The following is a 13,413-nucleotide window of genomic DNA, read 5'->3' as shown; positions in this document are numbered from 1 at the left end:
GCGCAACCGCGCGGTTTGCGGCGCGAGTTGGGGTGGCGTCCCGGGAGGGGCGGTTCGTGACCGGGCCCCTCCCGGGAGGTCAGGGGGAGAACTGCGGATCAGAGGGAGAAGCAGGGGTCGAAGAACGTGCTCGCGGGCCCGGGGGCGAGGCCGCGGCGGGCACGCCACTGGCGGTGCTGCTCCGACTCGGCGACGGCCTGGCCGAGCAGCTCGGCCTGGCGGGCGCCCGACAGGCCCGTACCGGGTGTGGCCTGGTAGCCGCCGAAGTGCGACACCGGGCTCCACTCGGGGCTGACCGGCGGCAGTTCCTCGTCCAGGCCCGCGTACTCGGCGGTGGCGTAGACGATCCGGCCGCCGACGACCGTCAGCAGGGACTCGATGTGCGCGATGTCCGGCTCGGGCACGGTGAAGTAGTCCTCGGAGAGGACGGCCAGGTCACCGAGGAAGCCCGGACGCAGGACGCCCTTGACGCTCGTCTCCCCGGTCAGCGCGGCACCCGCCTCGGTGAACATCGCCAGCGCGGTACGCCGGTCGACCCGGTTGTGCGGCGGGCGGACGACCAGGTCACCCACGGTGCGGCCGGTGACGAGCCAGTGCAGGGCGACCCACGGGTTGTAGGTGGAGACCCGGGTCGCGTCGGTGCCGGCGCCGACGGTCAGTCCGCGCTCCAGCATGGCCCGGATCGGCGGGGCGTCCGCTGCGGCACCGGGACCGTATCGGCGTACGAACGCCTCGCCCTGGAAGGACAGCCGGTTCTGCACGGACATGGCGCCGCCGAGGGCTGCGATACGGTCGAGGCTGTCCGCGGAGACCGTCTCCGCATGGTCGAACAGCCATCGGTTGCCGGCCGGGAAGAGCCCTTCCGCGGCGAGCTTCTCGAAGACCGCCAGATCCCGGCGGATGGTCTCGTCATAGGTGGCGTGCAGCCGGAAACCCCAGCCGTTTTCCATGAGCAGGCGTACGGCCTTCTCGAACTCCGCCTCGTAGTCGCCCAGTTGCGGCCGTGGCTCGGCGAAGTTCTCGAAGTCCGCCGCCGCCCACGTCAGATTCTCGCCCGCACCGTTGAGGCGCAGCCATTCGTCCCCGTCCTCGGGGCGGGCCATCTCGATCCAGCGGGTGAGATCGTCGATTTCCTGACCGGCGGTCTGCGGGAAGAGGTGATAGGCGATGCGCAGGGACAGTTGACCGGCCTTCGCCAGTTCGGTGACCGTGCTGTAGTTGTCGGGGAAGTTCTGGAACCCCCCGGCCGCGTCGATCGCCGACGTGAGGCCGAACCTGTTGAGTTCGCGCAGGAAGTGACGGGTGGAGGTCTTCCTGTCCTCGCCCTCCAGCACCGGGGCCTTGGCCAGCGTCGAGTACAGGATGAGGGCGCTGGGGGCGGCCAGCAGCATGCCCGTCGGCTCACCGTCCCGGCCGCGTACGATCTGGCCGCCCCTGGGGTCGGGGGTGTCCCGGGTGAATCCGGCGGCCTTGAGCGCCGCCCGGTTGAGCACCGCCGCCTGGTACAGGTGCAGGACGAACACCGGGGTGTCCGGTGCGGCGGCGTTCAGCTCGGCGACGGTCGGCAGCCGCCGTTCGGCGAACTGCTCGGCCGACCATCCGCCCACCACCCGTACCCACTGGCCCTTGGGGGTGCGGGCGGCCTGCTCGCGCAGCATCGCCAGGCCCTGGCGCAGGGTGGGGACGCCGTCCCAGCGCAGCTCCAGTACGTAGTTGAGACCGCCCCGGATGACATGCAGATGCGCGTCGTTGAGGCCGGGGACCATCCGGCGGCCGAGGGCGTCGACCACCTTCGTGTCCGGGCCGACATGGGGTGCGACGTCGTTGTCGCCGCCGACGACCGTGATGACACCGTCGCGGATGGCGATCGCCTCGGCCTGCGGGCGGACCGGGTCCGCGGTGTGGATCTTCGCGTTGCGGACGACCAGGTCCGCGGCGTTGTCGGTGGCGCGGGGAACCAGCCCACCGACGGGCATCGTGGACACCTTTCGACAACCTCCTGCGGGATGAACGACGTCGAATGCGTCTGCATCGACTTTCATGTGCGTCGCCGGCGGCGGGTCCGCATGACGCGTCACGGGGCGGGCTGCCGTGCACCGCACAGGCCCGTACCCGGCACCTCGACTGCTGCGGCCGCCAGGCTATTTCGCGCCAAAGCCTCCCTTTGTCCCGGCAGTGCACTGGGTGCGTTCCGACAGTGCACTGCGTGTCCGTGCTCTCCAGGGACAACTCCGGTGCGCTCGTGGGACATTCGCCGTCACATGAGCGGCCTAGCGTGGCGATCGACGACTCGTCAGATCCCCGGGTCTGATGCGAAAGTCGCCTCACCGCGCCCGCGAGCCCGGCGCGCCACATGAAACTGGGGAGATACACATGTCCGACGCCGTGGAGCAGGTGCAGCCGGTCCTGGAGCCGGCCGCGGCCGCGTTCGCCGAGGCCACCGCCAACCCGCCCTACCTCTTCGATCTGCCCCCGGCGGAGGGCCGCAAGGCAGTCGACGAGGTGCAGTCCGGTGAGATCGCCAAGCCGCAGATCGACGAGGAGTGGATCACCGTCTCCGGCGGTCCGACGGGCAGCGTCCGGGCCCGCGTCGTCAAGCCCGCCGGCGCCGAGGGGACCCTACCGGTGGTCCTCTACATCCACGGCGCCGGCTGGGTGTTCGGCAACGCCCACACGCACGACCGCCTGGTGCGCGAACTCGCCGTGGGCGCGAACGCCGCCGTGGTGTTCCCCGAGTACGACCTGTCCCCCGAGGCCCGCTACCCGGTCGCCATCGAGCAGAACTACACGGTCGCGAAGTGGGTCGTCGAGCAGGGCGCCGCCAAGGGCCTGGACGGCTCCCGGCTGGCCGTGGCCGGCGACTCCGTCGGCGGCAACATGACCGCGGCGCTGACCCTGATGGCCAAGGAACGCGGCGACGTCCCGCTGGTGCAGCAGGTGCTGTTCTACCCGGTCACCGACGCCAACTTCGACACCGGCTCCTACCACCAGTTCGCCACCGGCTACTTCCTGCGCCGCGACGGCATGCAGTGGTTCTGGGACCAGTACACGACCGACGAGGCCGAGCGCGCCCAGATCACCGCCTCCCCGCTGCGCGCCACCACCGAGCAGCTCACCGGCCTGCCTCCGGCCCTGGTGATCACCGGTGAGGCCGACGTGCTCCGCGACGAGGGCGAGGCCTACGCCAACAAGCTGCGCGCGGCCGGCGTCCCGGTCACCGCCGTCCGCTTCCAGGGCATCATCCACGACTTCGTGATGCTCAACGCGCTGCGCGAGACCCACGCCGCCGAGGCCGCCATCACGCTGGCCACCGGCACCCTGCGCGGCGCGCTGCACGCCGGCTGACAGCGCGCTCCGCGCTCACACCGAGGGGTGCGACGCGGGGCCGCGCGGACGGACTCCCTTCACAGCGTCCGTCCGCGCGGCCCTTTCGTCATGGCTCGGTGCGGGACCCCGCCGCCGGCCCCGGTCACCGGCGCGGCACCGTGACCACCGCAGCCAGGCTCGCCAGAACCACACCGGCGACAAGCGCGGGTGCCGGGGACCAGGCGGCCGCCAGGACACCGGCCGCGGCGAGGGGAAACAGAATGCGTTCGGCCACGCTCCGTTGGTGTGGCCGCAGGTGCACCATCCAGACCGTGATCAGGAAAACGGCCGCCGGAACGGTGACCGCGGCGCCGGCGGCAGTCGATGAGGTCCCGGTGTGACGCGTGACCTGATCGGCGTACGCGGCCACGCCGGCGCCCTCGGCGGTCGCCGAGGCGAAGATCAGGTAGTGACCGTACGCCCAGGGGAACCTCCTGCGGTGGGCCTGGTGTGTCGTGGCGAGCAGCGTGTGCGCGGGCCGGGCGAAGTACAGCCACCACATGGCGTAGGCCATGAGCAGGCCACCGGCCGCCAGCACATACAGCGAACCGGTGCCGTGATACCGGCCGAAGACGCTGCGGACGGCGACGGTGGCGGCCGCTACGGACTCGCCGAGGACGATGAGGGTGAACAGTTCATAGCGCTCGGCGATGTGACGCGGATGCCAGGGCGTCATCCCGGCGGACTGCGCCCACACGGGAACGGCCACCTCGACCGCGATCATCACCACGATGCCGCCCAGCCGCGCCGACACCGGGACGAAGAGCAGCCCCACCCAACCGAATTGACATACCGTCACCCCTGCGGCGAAGCGTAGCGCGGTGCTCCGCCGAGCGGGATCGGACAGCGCGGCACGCAACCACAGCGCGGCGAGCGCCGTCCGCAGTACGACGTACCCGAGCGTGATGACGTACAGATCCCCGTCCTCGAACGCGCGGCGCACACCGGCGGCGAGGACGAGCGATCCGGTGATCTGCACCAGCACCGTCAGCCGGTACGGGACATCGTCCGGGTCGTAGGCGGAGGCGAACCAGGTGAAGTTCATCCACGCCCACCAGATGGTGAAGAACACCAGCGAGAAGCGCAGCGCACCGCCGGCGTAGTCCCCTGCCGTCAGCGCCCCGCGCAGGCTCGTGGACGCCTGCGCCACCGCGACCACGAAGCACAGGTCGAAGAACAGCTCCAGCGAGGTGGCGGACCGGTGCGGCTCGCCGGGGTCGCGGCCCACCATGCTGCGTGGCCGCTTGGCGCCCGGGTCCGTCCGCAGGGCCGGAACGCGGTTCAGTGGAGGGCTCCCGGGGCCGCCTCGATCGTCCGGTGCAAGGTGGGACCGGCGTAGATCATGCGCTGAAGCCGGTCGACGGGTACCTCCGCACGGACGGTCACGTTCAGCCACACCTCCCCGCCCGCCGACCTCGCACCGACCACCACGTCCGCCTGCTCGTCCGTACTCATGCCTCTCCTCGTTCCGCCGGCACTCCGGCGATGGACCGCCCCGACGACGCTAGAGCTGCCGGAGAACCGCCCGAGTCCGCCGGCGCACGGAAGCTTGTCCGAGAGTGAACGCCCGGCACGCACACCGGACTCAGTGCGCAGACAGGCAGCACCGCATGCACTGCGGGTCAAGCCACGCCTCAACAAGGCACCTAGCGTCACCGGAGTACGAACACCACGGCACCGCAGGAGGCGGACCATGACCACCAATCTCCCATCCCCCCACAGCAGCCAGCCCTGGCTGCACCAGAAGGGCGAGGTGATCCAGGAGTTCGGAACCGTCAAGCAGTTCCCGGTCGCCCTGTCCTACGAGGCGCGGATGTACTCCTGCCAGCGCCTGAACAAGGTCCTCGCGGACACGCAGATCCTCTACGGCCTCTACAAGAAGCACCACTGGCTGATGCGCGGCGCCACCTTCTACCAACTGCACCTGGTCCTGGACAAGCACGCGGGTGAACAGCTGGAGATCATCGACACCATCGCCGAACGCGTCCAGTCGCTGGGTGGCGTGGCGGTGGGAGATCCGCGGCACGTCGCCGAGATCACGTCGATCCCGCGGCCCCCGGACGGGGTGGAGGAGGTGCCGGCCATGCTGTCCCGGCTGCTGGAGGCCCACGAGACCATCCTCATCGACGCGCACGACGCCACCGCCCGGACCGCCGAGTGCGGTGACGACGGCACCATCGACCTGCTGGTCTCCCAGGTGATCCGGACCGGCGAACGGCACGCCTGGTTCCTGGCCGAGCATCTGGTCGACACACCGCTGGTGCGTGCCTGACCGTCGGCCTACGCCCACTGTCCCCGCCGATGTGAGCCCTGCCGTCCGCATACGATGCAGCCAAGATCGAAGCCGGCGCTGCTGGACCGGGAGCGGATGATGGATCTGCGGCAGATGGAGGTCGTCGTCGCGGTGGCCGACGCGGGCGGTTTCACGGCGGCGGCACGGCGGCTGCACGTGGTCCAGTCCGCCGTGTCCAGCACGGTCCGCGCCCTCGAACGCGAGTTGGGCACCCCGTTGTTCGACCGCACCACACACCGCGTCGCCCTCACCCCGGCCGGCGAGGCGTTCGTCCCCGCCGCACGCGCGACGCTCCGGGCCGCCGAGCTGGCGCGGGAGGCCGTCGATGCCGTACAGGGGCAGCTGCGTGGGCGGGTGACGGTCGGCACGATGCAGGGGGTGTGGGCGGGGCTCCACCATGCCCTGGCCGCGCTGCGTGCGGAGCATCCGGGCGTGGTCGTGCACCTGCGGCAGGCGGCCGTCGCCGACATCCGGCAGGCACTGCGCGACGGCACGGTGGACCTGGCCGTGGTCGCGCTGGACCGCCAGCAGCAGCGCGGGCTCGCGGCCCGGCTGCTGTCCCGCGAGGACATGGTGCTGCTGGCGGCGCCCCGGCGGGTGCTCGCCGGGGCGACACCGAACGGCGAGGTCCGGCTCGCCGACATCGCCCAGTTGCCCCTGGTGGACTTCACACCCGGCTGGGCCATCCGCTACGCGGTCGACCGGGCCTTCCGTGCCGCGGGCGTCGATCGCAGCACGACGTTCGAGGTGAACGACATCGGCGCGGCGGCCGAACTGGTCCGGGGCGACCTGGGCGTCTGCATCATGCCCAAGTCGATCGCGGACCGTTTCCCCGATCTGCCCCAGTACCGGTTCGACCGGCACGCACCGAACTGGAAGATCATGGTGGTACGGCCCCCCGGCGAGGCGCCCCCGGCGGTCGCCGCGCTGCTGCGCCACATCACCTGAAGGCAGCGGGACGGCTCGGGGCTCCGCACCTCCTCCCCGATGACCGGGGCACCCCGAGAAGAACGCTGTGGGACCACTTCCCGTGCACGCACGGTCATCCCGGCCACGCGGTGAACTCCTACCGTTCGAGAACCACTCAATCACGCGATAACCGGAGGAACCTTGCAGTTCGGGATATTCACGGTCGGCGACGTCACGCCGGACCCCACCACGGGACGGACCCCGACCGAGGCCGAGCGGATCAAGGCCATGGTCGCCATCGCCCAGAAGGCCGAGGAGGTCGGCCTGGACGTCTTCGCCACCGGCGAGCACCACAACCCGCCGTTCGTGCCGTCGTCGCCGACCACCATGCTCGGCTACATCGCGGCGAAGACGGACAAGCTGGTCCTCTCCACCGCCACCACCCTCATCACCACCAACGACCCGGTGAAGATCGCCGAGGACTACGCGATGCTCCAGCACCTGGCCGGCGGGCGCGTCGACCTGATGATGGGCCGCGGCAACACCGGGCCCGTCTACCCCTGGTTCGGCCAGGACATCCGGCAGGGCATCAACCTCGCCATCGAGAACTACGCCCTGCTGCACCGCCTGTGGCGCGAGGACGTCGTGGACTGGGAGGGCAAATTCCGTACGCCGCTGCAGGGCTTCACCTCGACCCCGCGCCCGCTGGACGGCGTACCGCCGTTCGTCTGGCACGGCTCCATCCGCTCCCCGGAGATCGCCGAACTGGCCGCGTTCTACGGCGACGGCTTCTTCCACAACAACATCTTCTGGCCCGCCGACCACACCAAGCGCATGGTCGAGCTGTACCGGACCCGGTACGCCCACCACGGGCACGGCACGCCCGAGCAGGCGATCGTCGGACTCGGCGGCCAGGTGTTCATGCGGAAGAACTCCCAGGACGCGGTACGCGAGTTCCGCCCGTACTTCGATGTCGCGCCGGTGTACGGACACGGACCCTCCCTGGAGGACTTCACCGACCAGACCCCGCTGACCGTCGGCTCCCCGCAGCAGGTCATCGAGAAGACACTCACCTTCCGCGAGTACGCCGGCGACTACCAGCGCCAGCTCTTCCTCATGGACCACGCCGGGCTGCCGCTGAAGACCGTCCTGGAGCAGATCGACATGCTCGGCGAGGAGGTCGTACCAGTACTGCGCAAGGAGTTCGCCGTCGGACGCCCGGCGGACGCTCCGGAAGCGCCGACCCACCGGTCCCTGCTCGCAGCGACTGCGGCAGCCACTCGGGAGGCCGCTTCGGAAGGGATGACCGCCGCATGAAGCTCGTCGCCGTATCCGCGGGTCTGAGCACCCCCTCCTCCACCCGCCTGCTGGTGGACCGTCTCACCGACGCGGTCCGCGACGAGCTCGCCGATCAAGGCCACAAGGCGGACGTCGATGTCATCGAGTTGCGTCCCCTGGCTGTCGCCATCGCCAACAACCTCGTCACCGGATTCCCCCCGCCGCAGCTGGCCGACGCGATCGAAGCGGTGACGGGCGCCGACGGCCTGGTCACCGTGACACCGGTGTTCAGCGCCTCGTACAGCGGGCTGTTCAAGGCCTTCTTCGATCTGATCGATCCGGGCGCGCTCACGGGCAAGCCGGTCCTGATCGGAGCGACGGGTGGCACTCCCCGCCATTCTCTCGTCCTGGAACACGCGCTGCGCCCGCTCTTCACCTACCTGCGGACCGTGGTCCTCCCGACCGGCGTGTACGCGGCGTCGGAGGACTGGGGTTCAGGCAGCGACGCGCACACCGAAGGCCTGCCCGCGCGCATACGCCGGGCGGGCCGGGAAATGGCCTCGATCCTGGTGGCCAGAGCAGCCGATCCCCTGCCCGAGGACGACCTCACCGGGTCCATGAAGCAGCTCTCGGATCTGCGCTTCGACTGAGCGCGCCCATGGCATCCCTGCCGGTCAACGGCACATGAGGGCCGACGTCCTCCACGGCTTCGAGGGCTTCGAGGGCTTCGGCATCCGGCCCATCAGGACCGGTGGCCCCGGCTGCGCGCCTGCATCCAGTGGCGGCGGTGATCGTCAACTGCGAGGCGGCCTGTCATGGCGTCGACGAGAAGGTGCTTGCAGCCCAGTCGGCGAACGACGTCCAGGGCAGATTGGGATGGGCGGCGTGCAGCGCCGGCACGTCGACGCGGTAGCCGTGGCCACGCAGGAACGCCCACATCGCCCGCATGTCGTCGTTGCCGATCTCGTCGAGCTGCACTTCGTTGTGGCGAACGGTCCGACCGAGCACCGTGCTCAACGTGGCGGCCATGTCACCGGGCGTGGGGGCGTCGCCGGCGAGCTCGATGCGCCGTCCGGTGAACGTGCCGGGTGCGGCGAAGACGGCGGCGGTGAACTCGCCCAGGTCGGGACGTGCCAGTTGTTGCAGCGGGCGGTCCGGGGGAAGCGGCAGATCGAGCACCCCCTGGTGGATCCGATCCACGTCGCCGAGGGCGTTGTCGAAGAAGTAGGTGGGACCCAAGATCGTGTAGGGCACCTCGCCTGCGGCCAGTTCCCGTTCGATCACTGCCTTGGTCTCGAAGTGCGGCACGCCAGTGTCCTGGTCGGCACCTGCGACGGAGCTGAAGACCAAGTGCGGCACACGGGCCTCGTGGGCTGCGGCGAGAATGGCCCGGCCCTGTGCGATCTCGGCGGCCGGCCCCGACTCGAAGGGCGTGGTCATCGCAAACACGCCCGCCACTCCCCGCATGGCTGACGCCAGGGACTCGCGGTCCGCGAGATCTCCGCCGACAACCTCGACGCCGCGGGCGGCCAGACGCCGGGCCGAAGCGGATTGCAGGTTGCGGACCATGCCACGGACGGCCGCACCGCGGGCCAGCATCGCGCTGACGACGGCACTGCCCTGCCCCCCGGTGGCTCCGAGTACCAGCACCGGCTGGTCGGCATTCATGTTGAAGACTCCTTCCGAAACGGCCCTACCGGGCCTCGTCGCCTCTGCTGAGACCGGACCGTTTGATCACTGTCCTGGCGAGGCGGGCACAGCGGCTGCTCGTGCCTGCTTCTTCGGCTGAGGGGTCAGCGTGGTCGGTATCGATCACCTGTCCTGGGAGGAGTGTGCTGTGGCCATTGTCTCCCCTGGGGCGTCGCGGACGATGTGGCCACCTGGTCAATCACTGGTGGCAGGTCACCATGTACGTCAGCCCGCACGGCCTGACCATGTCGGCGGTCCTCTTCGCCGAGGACCACCAGCGCGCTTCTGGCCTGCACGAGGGTGTTGCACAAGCCTGTCTTTGGGCAGGTCGGGGCCCGTGGACGGGGTCGTTTGGTCATGACGCGAGGGCGAGGTTGTGCATGTGGGCGACGGCCTGGACCGCGTGGTGGAGACCGTCGCCGCGCCGGCGGCAGTCGCGGAGGATCTTGTAGTTCTTCAGCCGGCCGATGACATGTTCCACACGGGCACGGACCCTGCGGTGCTCGGCGTTGTCGTGTTCCCCGGCCTTCAGCAGCGGGCGCCCGGGGCGTTAGCGGTGCGGCACGGTCATACCAGTCCGGGCCGGGCCCCGGGCAGCCTGTCTTGATCGAGACGCTTGAGCCAGGGCATGGCGCTGTTCAAGAGCCGTGGTGCGTGGTCAGCAGTCGCGTCTCCGCGGCTGCTCGTTCCCTCTGCCGCCAGGTTCCGGGCGGTTCTCCGTGGTGGCGGCGGAAGGCGGCGGCGAAGGCGAAGGGCGAGCCGTAGCCGACGGCGTCGGCGATCTGGGGCAGGCTGAGATCGTCGGCGCGCAGGTGGTCGCGGGCGATGGTCATGCGCCATTCGGTCAGGTACTGCATGGGGGCCTGGCCGAGTGCCTCCCGGAACACCCGCGCGAAGGCGGCCCGGGACAGGCCGCTGATCGCGGAGAGTTCGGGGACCGTCCACGGGTGGGCCGCGTTCTCGTGCATGGCTTGCAGCGCGGCGCCCAGCCGCGGGTCCGCGGATGCCCGGTACCAGCGCGGTGCGGTCGTGCTGCGGCGGAATTCGCTGCGGATGGCCAGGACGAGAAGCAGGTCCAGGAGGCGGTCCAGGACGATCTGCTGGGCGAGTTCGGTCCGGACCAGTTCGCGGGACAGCAAAGTGATCACGTCCCGCAGGGGATCGTCGTCGGCCGCCGAGAGGGTCATGACCTGGGGCAGCGCGTCCAGCAGCCCGCTGCCGACATCGCCGGAGAACTGGTAGGCGCCGCACAGGAACACCGTGGCCTGCGGGTTGTCCCCGGGCTCCAGCTGGGCGTGGCGTGCCCGGAACTCCTCCGGCTCCAGGCATTCGGCGCCCGGCTCATGCCCGATGTAGTGGTTCGGTCCGCCGCGTACCAGCGTGACGCTTCCCGGTATGAGCTCCACGGCGCTGCCGGGGGTGTCCAGCCAGAGGTAGCCCCGGCCGCGGACGACCGTGTGCACCGACAGCTGTGTCGAGCCGCTCAGCCGCAGTCCCCACGGTGGTTCGGCGACCGTCCGCGCGAACACCGCGCCGGTGGCGCGTGCCCGCAGCAGGTGGTCCGACAGCAGATCCATGGGATCAGCTTGACCAGCACGAGTATCAGGGTCAAGGCCGGAGAGTTTCACGTAAAAAGTCGAGCGGAGCACGCATGGATTGTCTCGCCCAGAGCTTCGAGCATGGAGTCATGAACAACGAAGCACCCACCGCACTGATCCTGGGCGGCACCGGCCGGACCGGTTCGCTGCTGGCCGACCAGCTCGCCCAGCGAGGAATCACCCCCCGTACCGCGGCGCGCAGCGGAGCCGACGTCCGGTTCGACTGGGACGACCCGGCCACCCACGCGGACGCCCTGGCCGGCGTCGACCGCCTCTACCTGGTGACACCCACCCTGCGCGTCAGCTACGCCGACCAGGTCGCCGCCTTCCTGGACCTCGCCGAGGCGGCCGGCGTGCGCCACGTCACCTACCTGAGCGTCTACAACGCCGACCAGGCGCCGGAGGCGATCGACATCGCGGCCGTCGAGGCCGACCTGGCCTCCCGGCACGGCATCACCCACACGGTCCTGCGCCCCGCATGGGTGATGCAGAACTTCGCCGACGACCACCTCCCGGTCATCGGCGGAGTGATCACGGCCCCGAGCGCCGGCGGCAGGGAGGCCTTCGTCGATGCGGCCGACATCGCAGCGGTCGCGGCCGAGACACTCCTGGCACCCGAAACCCACGCCGGCGCCACCTACTCGCTCACCGGCCCGCAGGCCCTCACCTTCCAGGACATCGCGGACACCATCGCCTTCGTGAGCGGCCGCCCCGTCACCTACAGCGACATCGACCAGGAAGCGTGGATCAACGGCGCACTCGCCGCGGGCGTCCCCGCCGACTTCGCGGTGATGATGCGCTGGCTCACCGGCGCCATCGTCGCCGGCAACGGCGCCACGCCCACCGGCGACATCGAGAAGGTCACCGGCCGGCCGGCCACCACCTTCCGCGAGTTCGCCGAGCGCACCGCCCACGCCTGGACCTCGGAGGCGAAGTGAGCAAGACCGTCGACGACAACACTCCCCTGGTCGGGGCGAACAGCCCGTTCTTCCGCATCATCAAGGAAGGGCTGGACGGTCTGGTCGACGGGGAGGACTACTACGACCTGCTGGCCGAGGACGTGGTCGTCGAGTACGTGATCACCGTGCCGGGGTACCCCCGGCGGGTCGAGGGACGCCAGGGGATCATCGACCTGTACAGCGACTACGGCGACTACGTGAACCTGCACAGCGCGGACAACCTCCGCGTCCACCGGGACCCCGAGACCTCGGTGGTCGTCCTGGAGTACGAAGTACACGGCATGTCGGTCCAGACGGGGCGGCCGTACGACAACCGCTTCGTCTCCGTCGTGACCATCAAGGACCGCAAGGTGACTCACTGGCGCGACTACCTGGACCCCATCGCCGTCTTCGACGCACAGGGATGGCCGCAAGACCGGCGCTCGTAACAGCCGGCGCACCCGTCGAGGCCTGTAGGGTGCCAAAACTCACGTATACCTGTTGACCAGGAACTTTACGAAGGCCATGCGGTCCTGACAGGCTCGGACTGCATGGCCTTGCGCATGCTCTGTCTGATCTTCGTTGGGCTCCTCGGACTGATCCTGCTCTTCTCCCGTGCCGACCGAGCGAGGGGCGTAGAGCTATTCGCGCTGCGCCATGAGAACGCGGTACTGCGCCGACAGCTCCGGGGCCGCCCCGACTGACCTCGCCGGAGCGCACGGTCCTCGCCGCTCTCGCTCGGCACCTGCCCGGCAGGCTCCACCGAAACCGCCTGGTCACCCCCACCAGAGAAGGGTGTCGCCCGGGCCGGGGCGGTCGTGGCGGTGGCGAAGCTCTCGGACGGCAGGAAGCCGGCCGTTCCGTCGGCACGCAGGACGACGGCCGGAGGATGGCCCCCCCGAGGGAAGGTGTACGACGATCTGACCGGCAACGGGGCCGGGTTTCGACCGTACCGAAGATCGCCGTGCAGTAGCGCGGTCGCCGCGGCCGGCGTAGCGCTCGTGAAGCACCTCGTTCAGGGTCGACAGGCCAGAGACGTGATCGGGGTCGTGCAGGGCCGCGGCGCGCAGGGTGCAGCGGTTCAGACAGGTGACTGCGGCTGTCTGCGCTCCCTTGCCGCACACATCGCCGAGGAAGAAGGCGAAACGCTTGCCGAGAGCCGTGCCGGTCACGCGACGGCACACCATGCACCTCGATCGCGGAAGGGACCGTATGTCCCGCCGCTCCTTCGAGGTCGTCACCGCATGGTGCCGACCTCGGACGACGTCCGGCGCAAGGACTGCCTCCCCGCGAACCACCCTGCGCAGCGGGGACCCCTGACCCTGCCGACCGACAGCATTCC

12 protein-coding genes and 2 pseudogenes are annotated in these 13,413 nt (G+C 70.1%); 7 read left to right on the top strand and 7 right to left on the bottom strand.

The window, feature by feature from the left end; all coding sequences use genetic code 11:
* Window positions 1-98 precede the first annotated feature (98 nt).
* A complete protein-coding gene (locus ACFC8N_RS26545) occupies window positions 99-1,976 on the bottom strand; it encodes an amidohydrolase (RefSeq protein WP_376290376.1) in 1,878 nt (625 codons plus the stop codon).
* A 397-nt stretch (window positions 1,977-2,373) separates the two neighbouring features.
* Here ACFC8N_RS26545 and ACFC8N_RS26540 point away from each other — a divergent pair, with 397 nt between their 5' ends.
* Window positions 2,374-3,345 (top strand): alpha/beta hydrolase, encoded by a 972-nt coding sequence (locus tag ACFC8N_RS26540; protein WP_376290374.1) that lies wholly within the window; start codon window positions 2,374-2,376, stop codon window positions 3,343-3,345.
* 124 nt (window positions 3,346-3,469) lie between these two features.
* Here the strand turns inward: ACFC8N_RS26540 and ACFC8N_RS26535 are convergent, their stop codons facing one another.
* Both ACFC8N_RS26535 and ACFC8N_RS26530 read right to left on the bottom strand, forming a co-directional pair.
* On the bottom strand, window positions 3,470-4,597 hold the full coding sequence (locus ACFC8N_RS26535; RefSeq protein WP_376290372.1) for a low temperature requirement protein A: 1,128 nt from the start codon (window positions 4,595-4,597) through the stop codon (window positions 3,470-3,472).
* Window positions 4,598-4,647: 50 nt separating this feature from the next.
* Window positions 4,648-4,821 (bottom strand): hypothetical protein, encoded by a 174-nt coding sequence (locus ACFC8N_RS26530; RefSeq protein WP_376290369.1) that lies wholly within the window; start codon window positions 4,819-4,821, stop codon window positions 4,648-4,650.
* A gap of 238 nt (window positions 4,822-5,059) precedes the next feature.
* Between ACFC8N_RS26530 and ACFC8N_RS26525 the strand changes: the two genes are divergently transcribed.
* From ACFC8N_RS26525 to ACFC8N_RS26510, 4 genes are all read left to right on the top strand, one after another.
* On the top strand, window positions 5,060-5,638 hold the full coding sequence (locus ACFC8N_RS26525; RefSeq protein ID WP_356030787.1) for a DNA starvation/stationary phase protection protein: 579 nt from the start codon (window positions 5,060-5,062) through the stop codon (window positions 5,636-5,638).
* Window positions 5,639-5,692: 54 nt separating this feature from the next.
* Window positions 5,693-6,607: a LysR family transcriptional regulator gene (locus ACFC8N_RS26520; protein WP_376290367.1), complete on the top strand. Its 915-nt coding sequence runs from the start codon at window positions 5,693-5,695 to the stop codon at window positions 6,605-6,607.
* Window positions 6,608-6,769: 162 nt separating this feature from the next.
* Window positions 6,770-7,885 (top strand): LLM class flavin-dependent oxidoreductase, encoded by a 1,116-nt coding sequence (locus ACFC8N_RS26515; protein ID WP_376290364.1) that lies wholly within the window; start codon window positions 6,770-6,772, stop codon window positions 7,883-7,885.
* Complete coding sequence (locus ACFC8N_RS26510) at window positions 7,882-8,496, top strand: FMN reductase (RefSeq protein WP_376290361.1); 615 nt, start codon at window positions 7,882-7,884, stop codon at window positions 8,494-8,496. The genes ACFC8N_RS26515 and ACFC8N_RS26510 overlap by 4 nt, the downstream gene beginning before the upstream one ends.
* 163 nt (window positions 8,497-8,659) lie before the next feature.
* On the opposite strand, the gene ACFC8N_RS26505 is transcribed toward ACFC8N_RS26510, so the two are convergent.
* The 3 genes and pseudogenes from ACFC8N_RS26505 to ACFC8N_RS26495 form a co-directional block, all read right to left on the bottom strand.
* On the bottom strand, window positions 8,660-9,514 hold the full coding sequence (locus ACFC8N_RS26505; RefSeq protein ID WP_376290358.1) for an NmrA/HSCARG family protein: 855 nt from the start codon (window positions 9,512-9,514) through the stop codon (window positions 8,660-8,662).
* Window positions 9,515-9,890: 376 nt separating this feature from the next.
* Window positions 9,891-10,112, bottom strand: a pseudogene (locus tag ACFC8N_RS26500) (transposase); the annotation flags it as partial.
* A 61-nt stretch (window positions 10,113-10,173) separates the two neighbouring features.
* The gene (locus ACFC8N_RS26495) at window positions 10,174-11,112 is read right to left on the bottom strand and encodes a cupin domain-containing protein (RefSeq protein WP_376290355.1); all 939 of its coding nucleotides are present in this window, start codon (window positions 11,110-11,112) and stop codon (window positions 10,174-10,176) included.
* Window positions 11,113-11,222: 110 nt separating this feature from the next.
* Here ACFC8N_RS26495 and ACFC8N_RS26490 point away from each other — a divergent pair, with 110 nt between their 5' ends.
* Both ACFC8N_RS26490 and ACFC8N_RS26485 read left to right on the top strand, forming a co-directional pair.
* A complete protein-coding gene (locus tag ACFC8N_RS26490; RefSeq protein WP_376290352.1) occupies window positions 11,223-12,071 on the top strand; it encodes an NmrA family NAD(P)-binding protein in 849 nt (282 codons plus the stop codon).
* The gene (locus tag ACFC8N_RS26485; RefSeq protein ID WP_376290350.1) at window positions 12,068-12,520 is read left to right on the top strand and encodes a nuclear transport factor 2 family protein; all 453 of its coding nucleotides are present in this window, start codon (window positions 12,068-12,070) and stop codon (window positions 12,518-12,520) included. Before ACFC8N_RS26490 ends, ACFC8N_RS26485 begins: the two co-directional genes overlap by 4 nt.
* 339 nt (window positions 12,521-12,859) lie before the next feature.
* Here ACFC8N_RS26485 and ACFC8N_RS26480 read toward each other — a convergent pair.
* A pseudogene (locus ACFC8N_RS26480) lies at window positions 12,860-13,225 on the bottom strand (PP2C family protein-serine/threonine phosphatase); the annotation flags it as partial.
* Between the last annotated feature and the right edge of the window lie 188 nt (window positions 13,226-13,413).

It is taken from the genome of Streptomyces sp. NPDC055966, from assembly GCF_042269865.1.
Taxonomy (GTDB): Bacteria; Actinomycetota; Actinomycetes; order Streptomycetales; family Streptomycetaceae; genus Streptomyces.
Note: the sequence above shows the minus strand (reverse complement) of the source record. Positions and strands in the feature narration are given on the sequence as shown.

Coding starts and splice junctions, on each gene's coding strand:
- ACFC8N_RS26545 (WP_376290376.1), bottom strand. CDS start 1,976: ATGCCCGTCGGTGGGCTGGTTCCCCGCGCCACCGACAACGCCGCGGAC.
- ACFC8N_RS26535 (WP_376290372.1), bottom strand. CDS start 4,597: ATGGTGGGCCGCGACCCCGGCGAGCCGCACCGGTCCGCCACCTCGCTG.
- ACFC8N_RS26525 (WP_356030787.1), top strand. CDS start 5,060: ATGACCACCAATCTCCCATCCCCCCACAGCAGCCAGCCCTGGCTGCAC.
- ACFC8N_RS26540 (WP_376290374.1), top strand. CDS start 2,374: ATGTCCGACGCCGTGGAGCAGGTGCAGCCGGTCCTGGAGCCGGCCGCG.
- ACFC8N_RS26490 (WP_376290352.1), top strand. CDS start 11,223: ATGAACAACGAAGCACCCACCGCACTGATCCTGGGCGGCACCGGCCGG.
- ACFC8N_RS26510 (WP_376290361.1), top strand. CDS start 7,882: ATGAAGCTCGTCGCCGTATCCGCGGGTCTGAGCACCCCCTCCTCCACC.
- ACFC8N_RS26505 (WP_376290358.1), bottom strand. CDS start 9,514: ATGAATGCCGACCAGCCGGTGCTGGTACTCGGAGCCACCGGGGGGCAG.
- ACFC8N_RS26530 (WP_376290369.1), bottom strand. CDS start 4,821: ATGAGTACGGACGAGCAGGCGGACGTGGTGGTCGGTGCGAGGTCGGCG.
- ACFC8N_RS26495 (WP_376290355.1), bottom strand. CDS start 11,112: ATGGATCTGCTGTCGGACCACCTGCTGCGGGCACGCGCCACCGGCGCG.
- ACFC8N_RS26520 (WP_376290367.1), top strand. CDS start 5,693: ATGCAGCCAAGATCGAAGCCGGCGCTGCTGGACCGGGAGCGGATGATG.